This is a genomic window from Lactococcus sp. S-13, assembly GCF_004210295.1.
In the GTDB taxonomy this organism is placed as follows: Bacteria; Bacillota; Bacilli; order Lactobacillales; family Streptococcaceae; genus Lactococcus.
The window spans coordinates 1,095,167-1,108,984 of record NZ_SDAK01000001.1 but is presented as its reverse complement, the minus strand read 5'-3'; the positions used below and the strand labels follow the sequence as shown (position 1 = coordinate 1,108,984).

General features: G+C 38.4%; 11 protein-coding genes. All 11 read left to right on the top strand.

Translation table 11 applies throughout. The annotated features are described in order from the left end of the window. Positions 1–62: 62 nt before the first annotated feature. The 11 genes from EQJ87_RS05490 to EQJ87_RS05440 all read left to right on the top strand — a co-directional run bounded on the left by EQJ87_RS05490 (position 63) and on the right by EQJ87_RS05440 (position 13,672). Complete coding sequence (locus EQJ87_RS05490) at positions 63–1,484, top strand: NCS2 family permease (RefSeq protein ID WP_130123680.1); 1,422 nt, start codon at positions 63–65, stop codon at positions 1,482–1,484. 140 nt (positions 1,485–1,624) lie between these two features. Then, entirely contained in the window at positions 1,625–2,470 is an 846-nt protein-coding gene (locus EQJ87_RS05485; protein WP_130123679.1) for an alpha/beta hydrolase, read from the top strand. Positions 2,471–2,614: 144 nt separating this feature from the next. Beyond that, on the top strand, positions 2,615–3,694 hold the full coding sequence (locus EQJ87_RS05480) for a YdcF family protein (RefSeq protein WP_130123678.1): 1,080 nt from the start codon (positions 2,615–2,617) through the stop codon (positions 3,692–3,694). Between the two features lie 72 nt (positions 3,695–3,766). Then, the gene (locus tag EQJ87_RS05475) at positions 3,767–4,765 is read left to right on the top strand and encodes a competence protein CoiA (protein WP_130123677.1); all 999 of its coding nucleotides are present in this window, start codon (positions 3,767–3,769) and stop codon (positions 4,763–4,765) included. 48 nt (positions 4,766–4,813) lie between these two features. Then, positions 4,814–6,649 carry an oligoendopeptidase F gene (pepF, locus tag EQJ87_RS05470; protein WP_130123676.1) on the top strand — a complete coding sequence of 612 codons (1,836 nt, stop codon included), beginning with the start codon at positions 4,814–4,816 and terminating at the stop codon, positions 6,647–6,649. Between the two features lie 2 nt (positions 6,650–6,651). Further along, positions 6,652–7,335: an O-methyltransferase gene (locus tag EQJ87_RS05465; RefSeq protein ID WP_130123675.1), complete on the top strand. Its 684-nt coding sequence runs from the start codon at positions 6,652–6,654 to the stop codon at positions 7,333–7,335. Between the two features lie 177 nt (positions 7,336–7,512). After that, positions 7,513–8,442: a peptidylprolyl isomerase PrsA gene (locus EQJ87_RS05460; RefSeq protein WP_130123674.1), complete on the top strand. Its 930-nt coding sequence runs from the start codon at positions 7,513–7,515 to the stop codon at positions 8,440–8,442. Between the two features lie 307 nt (positions 8,443–8,749). Next, entirely contained in the window at positions 8,750–11,371 is a 2,622-nt protein-coding gene (gene alaS, locus EQJ87_RS05455) for an alanine--tRNA ligase (RefSeq protein ID WP_130123673.1), read from the top strand. A gap of 108 nt (positions 11,372–11,479) precedes the next feature. Further along, a complete protein-coding gene (locus tag EQJ87_RS05450; RefSeq protein ID WP_130123672.1) occupies positions 11,480–12,043 on the top strand; it encodes a GDSL-type esterase/lipase family protein in 564 nt (187 codons plus the stop codon). A gap of 27 nt (positions 12,044–12,070) precedes the next feature. Then, a complete protein-coding gene (smpB, locus tag EQJ87_RS05445) occupies positions 12,071–12,538 on the top strand; it encodes an SsrA-binding protein SmpB (RefSeq protein ID WP_130123671.1) in 468 nt (155 codons plus the stop codon). 237 nt (positions 12,539–12,775) lie between these two features. Then, positions 12,776–13,672, top strand: coding sequence for a PstS family phosphate ABC transporter substrate-binding protein (locus tag EQJ87_RS05440; protein WP_130123670.1), 897 nt, complete (start codon positions 12,776–12,778; stop codon positions 13,670–13,672). The last annotated feature ends 146 nt before the right edge of the window (positions 13,673–13,818 follow it).

The following is a 13,818-nucleotide window of genomic DNA, read 5'->3' as shown; positions in this document are numbered from 1 at the left end:
CGAAAGGGCGACAGATAACTTTTATTAAAGGGCGTTTATCGCCCCAAAAGGAGAAATTATTCGTGAACAAGTTCTTTAAACTTGAAGAAAACGGCACAACTGTTGGCCGTGAAGTAATGGCTGGATTGACAACATTCTTTGCCATGAGCTACATCCTCTTTGTCAACCCGCAGGTCTTGAGTTCTACTGGAATGCCTGTTCAAGCGGTTTTCTTGGCAACCATCTTAGCCTCAATCGTTGGTACTTTAGCCATTGGTTTGATTGCTAATGTCCCTTATGCTCTTGCTCCAGGAATGGGCTTGAATGCTTTCTTTGCTTATACCGTTGTCCTATCTCTTGGATATACATGGCAAGAAGCACTTGCAATGGTCTTTATTTGTGGGATTATCAATATTATTATCACTTTTACTTCTATTCGTAAAGCAATTATTTTGGGGATTCCAGAAAGTTTGCAACACGCAATTGGTGGTGGTATCGGGATTTTCATTGCCTATATCGGAATTAAAAATGCGGGAATCTTACGTTTCATCGCAGACCCTGGCACATATGTCAACAACCACGGAACAATTACAGTAAATTCGTCAATTGTCCCTGAGCTTGTAACCTTCAATGATCCCGCTGTTTTGATTGCTCTAGTTGGTATCGTTGTTACAATGTTCTTTGTTATTCGTAAATGGAAAGCAGGAATTTTGCTTTCAATCTTGGTCACTACAATCTTGGCACTTTTGACAGGTGTTGTTAAAGTAGATATCCACACTTTGTTTGCACAAAATAACTTGGGAACTGCTGTTAAACAAATGGGAACAACTTTTGGTGCCGCTTTTGGTCCTAAAGGATTTGGAAGTTTGTTTTCAGATTCATCACGCTACATCGAAGTATTGATGACCGTACTTGCCTTCTCTTTGACTTCAATCTTTGACCCAATCGGTACATTTATCGGTACAGGTCGTGCTACTGGAATTTTCACGGACGAAGATTTGAAAGACATGGAAACAAGTCATGGCTTCTCTTCTAAAATGGATAAAGCTTTGTTTGCTGACATGATTGCAACACCAATCGGTGCCATTTTCGGAACGTCAAACACAACAGTTTATGTTGAGTCTGCAGCAGGTATTGGAGCTGGTGGCCGTACGGGTCTTGCTTCAGTCGTTACGGCAATTATGTTTGCTATTTCTAGCTTGTTCTTGCCTTTGCTTGCGATTGTACCAACACAGGCTACAGCACCTATCTTGATTATCGTTGGGATGATGATGCTTGGTTCATTTAAAGAAATCAAATGGGGTGATTTGAACGAAGCGATTCCTGCTTTCTTTGCCTCAGTCTTTATGGGACTGGCTTACTCGATTTCTTACGGGATTGCGGCCGGCTTTATTACCTACATCTTGGTGAAAGTCTTCACTGGTAAAGTGAAAGAAGTTAAACCAGTCATTTGGGTTGTTGCTATTTTATTCCTTATCAACTTTGCTGTTTTAGCTGTTTTGTAAACATAAAATATTTAATAAAGAAGACTGTCAGTCCCTGATGGCTTCTTTTTTTGGATAATTTTCTGAGTGAACCCTCCAGAAAAGAAGAGGAAAAGGGATAAATATACCTTAATTTATTAAAAAAGTGGTAAAATTTAATCATGAAAAAAATCAGTCTTATCGTGAAATTTATTGGTGTATTTGTTGTTGGAGTAGTGATTGGTCGTTTTGTGCTTGCGCCTCATCCAGCAGGAGCAACGAAAAATCGCCCCCTCTATCCAACACTCTATATTGCTGGTTCTAGTGGCAATGCACATTCTATGGATGCAATGGTTAACACTATGACTTCAGACAAAAGCACTCATGCGAAAAAAGGGCTAACAATTGTTGTGGACACTGAAAATGATAATTCGCTCAAAATTACGGGAAAGATTGACGGACACAATGATCACCCAACCATTGAAGTTGGCATGGTCAAAGGAACGAACAATTCAGTTAAGTATGAAAATGCTTTAGAAGCAATTATGCGCTATCTCGGTAAGCACTACAATGTGCCTTATGTTAATGTCTTAGGCTTTTCAGCAGGTGGTGGCGGAACTTATCGCTATCTCATTGAGCATGGCTATGACCGTGATTTGCCTCCGATTAAAAAGTGGGTGGCGCTTGATGGTCAGTTTAATGCTTGCACGGCGCAACCAGACCAAACACTTGAACAAGTCTTGAAAGATGGCCCGAAAGTCAAAACAAAATATTATAAGTTTTGGCAAGAAAACTATGAGCGCGTGGACAAAAACATTCAAGTGGTGTTGCTTGAGGGGGCTTATGATATGAAAAAAGAAACAGACGGAACAGTACCTTTTGCGGATGCATTTTCTATCTACCCGCTTTTGATAAAAAATGGAAATTCTGTTGTGCATTATCTCATCAAGGGGGAAGATACAAGTCATACACAAATGCCCAAAAATCAAGCAGCGATGAACTATGTTAAGACTTTCTTTTACGAATAAATAAAGATTGAAGTTCAGAAGTGAAAAGAAACACCTTCTGAACTTTTTATATTTAATAAAAAATTAGTTTTTCTAGCTATAATGGAGTAATTTGTGTGAAATTTAAGTAATAGGAAAAATAAAAGGAGTAGGTGAGACTGGATTATGGATAATGGCTTATTTATTGTAGGAGCGATTTTAACCTTATTTTTTGCTGGATTAACTTTTCTTTTTGGCTGGAAGTTGCGGCATTTAAAGGATTTACGAACCTTACGTTTGGGTAGGTTGGCGTTTTTTTACTTACTCTTTCTTTGGGTTACAATCAATGGGGTTATTGGTTCAGGGCTTGTTTTGACGAATTTACATCTGGAAATTTTCGTTTTCTTATTTATTGCGGAACTGATTTTTATTGGGGTTTTTCCTTTGGTTATTGGGGTGGTCGTTCCTATTAGTATCGTTGTTTTAACAGTTAGAATGTGGCGGCGAGAGTCAAAATCCATTGGTAACTTGCTCCTTCCTATCGTTGTGCTCTTGTTTTTACTTGTGGATTGGATTTATCTTTCTTTGGGACATTTGCCAGATAGTTGGCTTTGGTTACGTATTTTGGGGATGGTTTTCCCTGTGTTATCAGTGTATTTAGCTTGGCAATTTGGCATTTTTTTCTTGTCAAGCTGGGTTTACGGGCGGCGAGTTCGCAAAGTTTCTGCTTCTTATCACGTGGTGCTTGGTGCGGGTCTGATTGAAGGGGAACGTGTTGGTAAACTGTTAGGAAATCGGATTCGAGCCGCGGTCAATGCCGTTCGTAATCAATCAACAATTCTGGTATTTTCTGGAGGGCAAGGGGCAGATGAAAAGATTTCTGAAGCGCAAGCCATGCAGAAATATGCGGTTGAAAGCCTTGGCTTTCCAATAGAGCGTACGAGACTTGAGGATAAGTCACGAACAACCTATGAAAATCTTGTTTTTTCTTCTGAATTGGTCAAAAGCAAGTTTCTCTTCTTTACTTCTGATTATCATGTTTTTCGTGCCGCTTTATTTGCAGCCCGCTTGGGACTGGAAGCTGAAGGAGGACGCGGCGGAAAGACCGCGATGTATTACCGAGTGCCGGCGTTTATTCGAGAATTTATTGCTGTGATGAATACTGAACGAAAAAAACACATGATTTGGGTGGGATTGATTGTTGCTTTCTTTGTTATTTTGGCAATTGGCACAGTTATTTTGCGTCAAATTAACCTTCATCATTAAGAGAAAATGCTGACGAAAATTCCGTCAGCATTTTTTCTGTTACAAAAGGAGATTTTTATCGTATATATAAGTATGCTAACAGCTTTTGATGAAAATAAAAAACTTATAAATCTTTTAGAAAATAGACCGGAATCCTTGAAAGGAAAGTATTTTTGTCCCGCTTGTCGTTCTGAACTTTCCCTAAAAAATGGAGCCATAAAAACTCCTCATTTTGCTCACAAAAGTTTACAAGCCTGTGATTTAGCACTTGAAAATGAATCCGCTCAACATTTAGGTTTAAAAAAAGAACTTTATGAATGGTTTAAGCAAGATGAAAAAGTAGAGATTGAACGCTATCTGCCTGCATTAAATCAACGACCAGACTTACTTGTCAACGACAAAATTGCTATCGAAATTCAGTGTTCTTACCTATCTCTAAAAAGGCTCAAAGAGCGCAGTGAAAATTATCGCCAACATGGTTATCGTGTGCTTTGGTTGATGGGAAAAGACTTATGGATGCAAGAGCGATTGACTGAACTGCAAAAAAATCTTCTTTATTTTTCAGAAAATAGAGGTTTTTACTATTGGGAATTAGATCTCGAAAAACAAAAACTAAGATTAAAATCACTCATTCACGAAGATTTGCAAGGGCATTTACTTTATTTGACGGACGAATTTTCTTTTAAAAAAGCGCCCTTATTATCACTCTTGCGCCGCCCTTATCAGCGTCAAAAATTACAGAGCATTACCGTGCCCAAAGGGCAATCATCAGAACGTTTTATCCGTCAGCAACTTTTCCATCGTTCCGCAAAATGGCTCAAAATACAAGAAATATATTACCAAAAGGGAGAGAATTTGCTGACGAAAAATTTTCAGAAGTCTTTTTTTGCTCCACCAGGCTTAAATTTACTGACCGTCAGTAAATTGGAACTTCCGTCAGTGAATTTCTGTCAAATTACTCAAAATATCAGCGAGTATTACCAAAATTTTTGGGAAAATTTTACAGAAAAATACACTGAAAACCTCTACCCACCGCGTTTCTATGCTATAATGAAAGAACGTGAAAACGAAAAAAATCAGGTCAAAGCTTAGAAAAAAGAAAGTAAAATTTCGACCCCTAAGCAAAAAGAGAGGAGCAAAATGGTTAAAGAACGTGAAGAAATCGCTGAAGAATTAACATGGGATTTAACAACAATATTTTCAACAGATCAAGCTTGGGAAGAAGAATTGGCTCGCGTGAGCGCAAAATTAGAAAGTTCGGGGAAATGGCAAGGAGCTAGCCGACATAACCTACCAGACTTTGAGGGACATTTGCTTGAAAGCTCAATGATTCTTCTGGAAGCAACTGAGACACTATTATCCACCGCTGCTGACATCGAGCAGCTCTATGTCTACGCTTCAATGAAAAATGATCAAGACACCAGAAAAGCAAAATATCAGGAATATCAGTCAAAAGCAACAGCGCTGTATGTCAAATTTGAAGCAGTGACAGCTTTTTATGAGCCAGAATTTCTAGAACTTTCTTCTGAGCAATACGCTGCTTACCTCCAAGAAACACCAAAACTTCAAGCATTTGCTCATTACTTTGAACGCCTATTCGCTAAAAAAGCTCACATTTTAAGCCCAAAAGAAGAGCAACTCTTAGCCTCAGCTGGGGAAATTTTTTCTAGTGCCACAGAAACATTTGAGGTTTTTGATAATGCTGATGTGCGCTTTCCACTCGTAAAAGACGAGAAAGGAGAACCGCTTCAACTCACCCATGGTAATTATATTTCCCTTATGGAAAGTAAGGATCGAACAGTTCGCAAAGCAGCTTATGAAGCCCTTTACAGTAACTACCAGCAATACCAACACACTTATGCAAAAACCCTGCAAACTAATGTGAAAGTGCATAATTTCAAAGCCCAAATCAGAGGCTATCATTCTGCCCGCCAAGCCGCTTTAGAGAGTAACTTTGTTCCCGAAACAGTTTATGACGTGCTACTAAAAGCCGTGCATCATTACTTGCCACTTTTGCATCGTTATATTGCCTTACGTAAGCAAATATTGGGACTTCCAGACCTCAAAATGTACGACCTCTATCGCCCTTTATCAAATTTAGACTATAAGTTCGACTATGAATCTGGTCAAAAAAAAGCTCAAGAAGTATTGTCTATTTTTGGCGAAGCTTATGCAATGAGAGTCAAACGAGCATTTGATGAGCGATGGATTGATGTCGCTGAAAATGTTGGAAAACGTTCAGGAGCATACTCTGGTGGAGCTTACACTACCAATGCCTTTATGCTTTTAAATTGGCAAGAAACCCTTGACGACTTATTCACGCTCGTTCATGAAATGGGTCATTCCATGCATAGTACGTTCACAAGAGAAAATCAACCTTATGTCTACGGAGATTATCCGATTTTCTTGGCTGAAATTGCTTCAACAACAAATGAAAACATCTTGACTGAAAGTCTTCTCAACGAATCTAAGAATGATAAAGAACGCTTTGCCCTGCTGAATCATTGGCTTGACAGTTTTAGAGGTACTGTGTTCCGTCAAAGCCAATTTGCCGAGTTTGAACAAATTATCCATGAAACAGATGCAGCTGGCGAAGTTTTAACTAGTGAGTTTTTGAACGAACTTTACGGAAAACTTAATGAAAAGTACTATGGCTTGTCTGCTATTGAAAACGAAGAAATTCAATACGAATGGGCAAGAATTCCGCATTTTTACTATAATTTTTATGTTTTTCAATATGCCACAGGATTTGCAGCAGCTAGCTTTCTAGCAGAAAAAATTGTTCACGGAACAGCAAAAGATCGTGAAAAGTACCTAGATTACTTAAAAGCAGGATCTTCAGCCTACCCCTTAGAGGTCATTGCTAAGGCAGGAGTTGATATGGAATCTGGCGAATATCTTGAAGCAGCATTCAAACTCTTTGAAAAACGTTTGGATGAACTAGAAAAATTAGTTGAAAAAGGAGTCCATCTTTAAACATGGTTGAAACATATAAACGAACAAGCAATCCAATGATGAACCGTCCCGTTGTCAAACCCGAACTTGTGGAATGGATGCGGGAAAGTCAAACTCAGCTGAGTGGTGAAATCACAAATGTTCTAGAATTTGCGCAAACGAATAATATTCCGGTCATTCCTCATGAAACAGTTCTTTATTTCCAAATGCTTTTGAGCTTAATGCGTCCGCAAAGAATTTTAGAAATCGGAACAGCAATTGGTTTTTCGGCCTTGATGATGTCAGAAAGTGCTCCAAATGCAGAAATTGTCACCATTGATCGTAATCCTGAAATGATTGCCCTAGCCAAAGAAAATTTGAAACAGTATGATCATCGCAAACAAATAATTCTTAAAGAAGGCGATGCGGCCGAAGTTTTGACGGAGCTTACAGGTACTTTTGACATCATTTTCATGGATTCTGCCAAGTCAAAATATGTCGAATTTTTACCTCGAGCGTTAGAATTACTTTCAGATAATGGTGTCATTTTAATGGATGATATATTTCAAGCAGGAGAAATTTTAGTCCCAATCATGGAAATTAAACGCAGCCAACGTGCGTTAGAAAGAGGACTACGACGCCTATTCGATGAAGTGTTCAATAATCCAAAATACATGACCAGTGTCCTTCCACTTGGTGATGGGTTATTGATGATTAAAAAAGCCTAAAAATTTTCAATTGACTCGTTTATTTTCTTGAAAAAATAGTTACCAAACTTACAAATGAAAAATTTGCATAAATACGGATTTCTTCAACTTTTTATGATATAATTACAGCAAGTTAGAAATAAAACATTGATTCCTGTCCAGAAGGGATAAGAATCTTGATGCGAAGGAGAGAATATCTTGAAATTAAAAAAACTCGGATTAGTCATCGCTACAGTCTTTGCAGGTGCAGCGCTTGTTACCCTTACTGGTTGCTCAAGTAATAGTTCAACTGACAAGGATATCATCACCATGAAAGGTGACACCATTCGTGTTTCTGATTTATACAAAGAAGCTAAAGATTTCCCGTCAATGCCTACTACAACATTGCTCCAAAACCTTACTTTTGACAAAATTTTCAGCAAAGATTTTGGTAAAGAAGTGACAGACAAAGACGTTGCTGCACAAGTTAAGAAAATTAAGAGTCAATATGGCGAACAATTCTCATCAGCTTTGCAACAACAAGGCTTGACAGAAGCAAGCTTTACGCCATATATGCGTACACAAATGTTAGAACAAGCCGCAATTGAACATGAAATCAAAGCAACTCAATATACGGATGCTAACCTTAAAAAAGCATGGGCAACTTATCATCCAGATGTGACTGCCTACGTTGTTGCAGAAACATCAAAAGATGCGGCTACAAAAGCTTTAGAAGCAGCTAAAAAAGATGATGCTGGTAAAGCAGCATTTGAAAAAACAAACGCAGCAAGCAAGATGACTTTCAATTCTACCACAACAACAGTTCCAGCGGCAGTTCAAACAGCGGCGTTTAAGTTGAAAAATGGTGAATTTTCAGATGTCATTGAAGCGACAAATTCATCAACTGGCTCATCAAGCTACTATCTTGTCGAAATGGTTAAAACTTCTGACAAAGGTACTGACATGAACAAGTACAAAAAAGAGCTTAAAGCAGTAATCAAATCTGAAAAAGAACAAGATTCAACTTATGTAGCAGGCGTTATTTCTAAATACCTGAAGAAAAATAACGTAACAGTGAAAGAAACAGCATTCTCATCACTGTTCTCACAATTTACAGCAACATCATCAACAAGCTCATCAACTAAATAATTAAATCATTGACTTAAAAGAGAGCTCAGACTGGTGTGAATGAGTAAGTCAAAACCGTGCCTACAGCAGCGAAAACTGCTTTAACAACCAAACTAAGATGATAGAGATTCTATCGTGAATAAGGGTGGTACCGCGGTATAACTGTATACGCCCCTTTGTTTACGGTAGAATTTTATTGTTTTATCGTGAATTTTTTCACAAAATGAAGTTTGTTTCTTAGAAGCTTTAAAGGATGAGTAATTATGAAAATTTACCCATGCTTTAAAGTTCCTAAGAAAATGGACTTGTCACCAAAAGGAGAAAAATAATGAAAACCATGACTTCTGCAGAAGTTCGCCAAATGTTCCTCGACTTTTTCAAGTCAAAAGGCCACACAATTGAGCCATCACAAAGCCTCGTTCCTGTGAACGATCCAACTTTGTTGTGGATCAATTCTGGAGTTGCTACCCTCAAAAAATATTTTGACGGATCAGTAGTGCCAGAAAATCCACGGATTACCAATGCCCAAAAAGCAATTCGTACAAATGATATTGAAAATGTTGGAAAAACTGCTCGTCACCATACAATGTTTGAAATGCTTGGAAATTTCTCAATTGGTGATTACTTCCGTAACGAAGCAATTGCTTTTGGTTGGGAATTATTGACCAGTTCAGAATGGTTTGATTTTCCAGCTGAAAAGCTTTATATCACTTACTATCCAGATGATAAAGATACCTTCAATCGGTGGGTAGAGGTTGGTGTTGACCCATCACATCTTATCCCAATTGAAGATAACTTCTGGGAAATTGGTGCGGGTCCTTCAGGCCCTGACACCGAAATTTTCTTTGATCGTGGAGAAATTTATGATCCAGAAAACGTTGGCTTGAAATTATTGGCAGAAGATATCGAAAATGACCGTTATATCGAGATTTGGAACATCGTTCTTTCACAATTCAATGCTAATCCAGCAATTCCTCGTTCAGAATATCCTGAATTGCCACAAAAAAATATTGATACGGGCATGGGCTTGGAGCGTATGGTCTGCATTATCCAAGGCGGAAAAACTAACTTTGATACTGACTTGTTCTTGCCAATCATTCGCGAAATCGAAAGACTATCTGGTAAAACTTACAGTCCCGACACAGAAAATATGAGCTTTAAAGTCATTGCTGACCATATCCGCTCACTTTCATTTGCAATTGGTGATGGTGCTTTGCCAGGAAATGAAGGACGTGGTTATGTTCTTCGTCGTCTGCTTCGTCGTGCTGTTATGCACGGTAAAAAATTGGGCATTCAAGGTAAATTCTTGGCATCACTGGTGCCAACGGTTGGTAAAATTATGCAATCTTACTATCCAGAAGTCCTTGAAAAACAAGATTTCATCATGCAAATCATTGATCGCGAAGAAGAAACATTCAACCGTACGATTGATGCAGGTCAAAAACTGATTGATGAGTTGTTAGTTAATCTTAAAGCCGAAGGTAAAGATACCCTTGACGGAGTAGATATTTTCCGCCTGTACGACACCTATGGGTTCCCTGTGGAATTAACCGAAGAACTAGCAGAAGATGAAGGCTTCAAGATTGATCACGAAGGTTTCAAAGCAGCTATGAAAGAACAACAAGACCGTGCGCGTGCTGCCGTTGTCAAAGGTGGGTCTATGGGTTCACAAAATGAAACCCTGTCATCAATCGAGGTAGAATCAATCTTCCTTTATGATGAACATCAAGCTCAAGCTAAACTTTTGGTTGCCGTAAAAGAAGACGAAAAAGTTGAAACCGTGACAGGTCATGCCCAATTGGTCTTTGATGTGACACCTTTTTACGCTGAAATGGGTGGACAAGTTGCTGACCATGGTGTAATTAAAAACGCAGCTGGACAAGTAGTAGCTAATGTTGTCGATGTGCAACACTCACCACACGGGCAAAACTTGCACGCTGTTGAAATTTTATCAACATTGAAAGTTGGCGAAAGCTATACCTTAGAAATCGATGAAGCACGTCGTAATGCTGTTGTGAAAAACCACACGGCAACTCACTTACTTCATGCTGCTTTACATACTGTGGTTGGGAATCATGCTTTGCAGGCCGGCTCACTCAATGAAACAGACTTCTTACGTTTTGACTTTACTCACTTTGCTCAAGTAACCAAAGAGGAGTTAGCAGCAATTGAACAAGAAGTTAACGAAAAAATTTGGGAAAACATTGCCGTTGAAACACGCACGGACTTGACGGTTGACCAAGCTAAAGAACTGGGAGCAGCAGCACTTTTTGGTGAAAAATACGGGAAAAATGTCCGTGTTGTCATCATTGGCGATTATTCTATCGAACTTTGTGGGGGAACACATACTCAAAGTACTTCTGAGATTGGTCTGTTCAAGATTGTTAAAGAAGAAGGAATTGGCTCTGGTGTGCGTCGAATCATTGCTGTAACTGGTCAAAAGGCTTATGAAGCTTTCAAAAATGCTGAGAATACTTTGGCTGAAGTAGCAACGGTTGTAAAAGCGCCACAAGCATCACAAGTTGTAGCAAAAGTATCAAGCCTTCAAGAAGAATTTAAAACACTCCAAAAAGAGAATGATGCCTTAGCTGGAAAATTGGCAGCTTCACAATCAGATGAAATTTTTAAAGATGTGAAAACAGCTGGCGACACAAGCTTTATTGCAAGTCAAGTGACAGTTCCTGATGCTAACGGCTTACGTAACTTGGCAGATATTTGGAAACAAAAAGAACTATCAGATGTGCTGGTTTTAGTTGCTAAGATTGGTGAAAAAGTAAGTCTCTTGGTTGCTTCTAAATCTTCAGTGGTTAAAGCTGGTAATTTAGTCAAAGAACTCGCTCCGTTTGTTGACGGTCGAGGTGGCGGAAAACCAGATATGGCCATGGCCGGTGGTTCAAACGCTTCTGGGATTCCAGAACTTTTAGCTGCTGTCTCTGAGAAATTAGTATAAGTTCAGTAAACTAAAAGAGAAGACAAAAGCTCGCAGGATTCACTGCGAGCTTTTTAATAACTAGTATCATGTGGTAAAATATAGAAAAATATTTTGAAAGGTCAGTACATGAAAATCACGATTTTTGGCGATTCAGTAACAAATGGTTTTGGGATGGACGAGGGCGGTTCATCAACGATTTTAGCTCGCTTAATTGAGCAAAAGCGCCCTGATATAAAAGTTATCCTCTATGGAATGAATGGCGATGACACTTATGGGGCCTTATTTCGTCTCAAATATGTTGCTCAAGAAGCAGCAGATTTAAACTTTGTCTTTTTTGGAGCAAATGATGCTTCACCTTATCATCTGATTCGCCTACAAGAGTTTCAGGATAATTTGGCACAAATTATTTCTCGTTTAGGACCGAAAAAAACGATTTTGATTACTCCTCCTTTTTACAACGATGACGAGCCCATGCATTATAGCAAGTTGTCCGAAGTAAAACTTTTTCGGCAGGCAACAATTGATCTGGCTGAGAGAAAAGGAATTCAAGTTATTGATATTTTTCAAACAATGTCAGAACATGAAAACCCAAAAGGCTTGTTGAGAGCAGATGGGATACATTTTACGCCGGAAACCTATGAGCTCTTAGCTGAAGAGATTTTGCGAAGCATTAAAGAATTTGTTCAATAAATATTATTTTTGTGGTAAAATTAAAGCATGGTAAAAAACACAGAAGACAAGCCGTTAGCTCAGAATAAAAAAGCGCGGCATGATTATGAAATTTATGAAACTTTTGAGGCGGGAATAGTGCTGACAGGAACGGAGATTAAGTCCGTGCGTCAGGCAAAAATTCAACTTAAAGATGGCTTTGCACGTGTTCGAAATGGGGAAGTTTGGCTGTCAAATGTACATATTGCACCTTTTGAGCAGGGCAATATTTTTAATGTGGAAGAATTACGTACTCGAAAATTGTTACTGAAAAAAGCAGAGATTGCAAAAATTGATAAAGAACTAACTGGTACGGGGATAACATTTATTCCATTGAAAGTATATCTAAAGAACGGATTTGCCAAAGTTCTAATGGGACTTGCGCGTGGGAAAAAAGATTATGATAAGCGCGAAACCTTAAAACGTAAAGAACAAAATCGAGATATTGCGCGACAAATCAAGGCTTATAATCGTTAGAATATTAAAGAACTGTGGCATTAACAGTTCTTTTTCTATTTTTAAAGACGGATTAAGGCTATCTCAACTGATGTTCTTGAGCTTTATCTGCAAAAGATGAGGTAAAAATATGATTTACATTACATTTACTTCTTATTTACTAATTATTTACAAATAAGGAGTGTGAGAGATGATAAAATAGTTTTGTAAGCAAAAATGCTTAACAATTTACTTAGAAATTTACGGAGAAGTTTACTCATGAAAAAGAAAATTCTTGTTGGTCTAATCGCTGCTGGCGCTCTTTTAACTTTAGCTGCTTGTGGCTCGTCTAATAGCTCATCATCTAGTTCATCACAATCTTCTGATAAAGCTCTTTCAGGTAAGATTATTGCTGGTGGTTCAACAGCTCTCCAGCCATTAGCGCAGCAGTCTTCTACGGAGTTTATGGCAAAAAATCCTAATGTTCAAGTGACTGTTCAAGGGGGCGGTTCTGGTGTTGGTTTGACTCAAGTTGCGACAGGTTCATTCCAAATTGGGAATTCTGACATTTTCGCTGAAGAAAAATCCGGAATTGATGCGTCAGCTATCACTGATCATAAAGTAGCTGTTGTTGGCTTTGCACCAATTATAAATGCTGATATTGATGTTAAAAATCTAACTTCTCAACAGCTTCAAGATGTTTTTACAGGTAAAGTGACAAACTGGAAAGAAGTAGGCGGGCAAAATCAAAAAATCACAGTAATTAGCCGTACAGAGGGTTCTGGGACACGCGTAAACTTTGACCGTTTAGCACTTGGTGGAGCAACGGAAGTTAGTGGACCTGCTCAAGATGCTTCAGGATCAGTTGTACAAATGGTTGGGCAAACTCCAGGAGCTATCTCCTATGTTGCACTTTCTTATGTTGAAACAAGCAAAGATATTAAAGCAGTATCAATTGATGGAGTTGAGCCAACTGAAGAAAATGTTGTAACCAACGCATATAAAGTTTGGTCATATGAACATATGTATACAAACACTAAAAAGGAGACTGCAGCTGAGAAAGCTTTCATCAAATATGTGGCAAACAATGAAAAAGATATCAAAAAATTGGGCTACATTCCAATTGGTGATATGAAAGTTGAGCGTGATGCTGAAGGGAATATCACTAAAAAATAATAATAATCTACTAGTCTCCTTCGATAAGCAACTCGTCAAAGCGATAAAAATTTTCTTCTTCATAAATTAAAAAGTTTATCGTGAGATTGAGAATTTGCAGATTATCAAAGTGGGTTAGTCCTATGAGTATAAAGAGGTGGTAGATA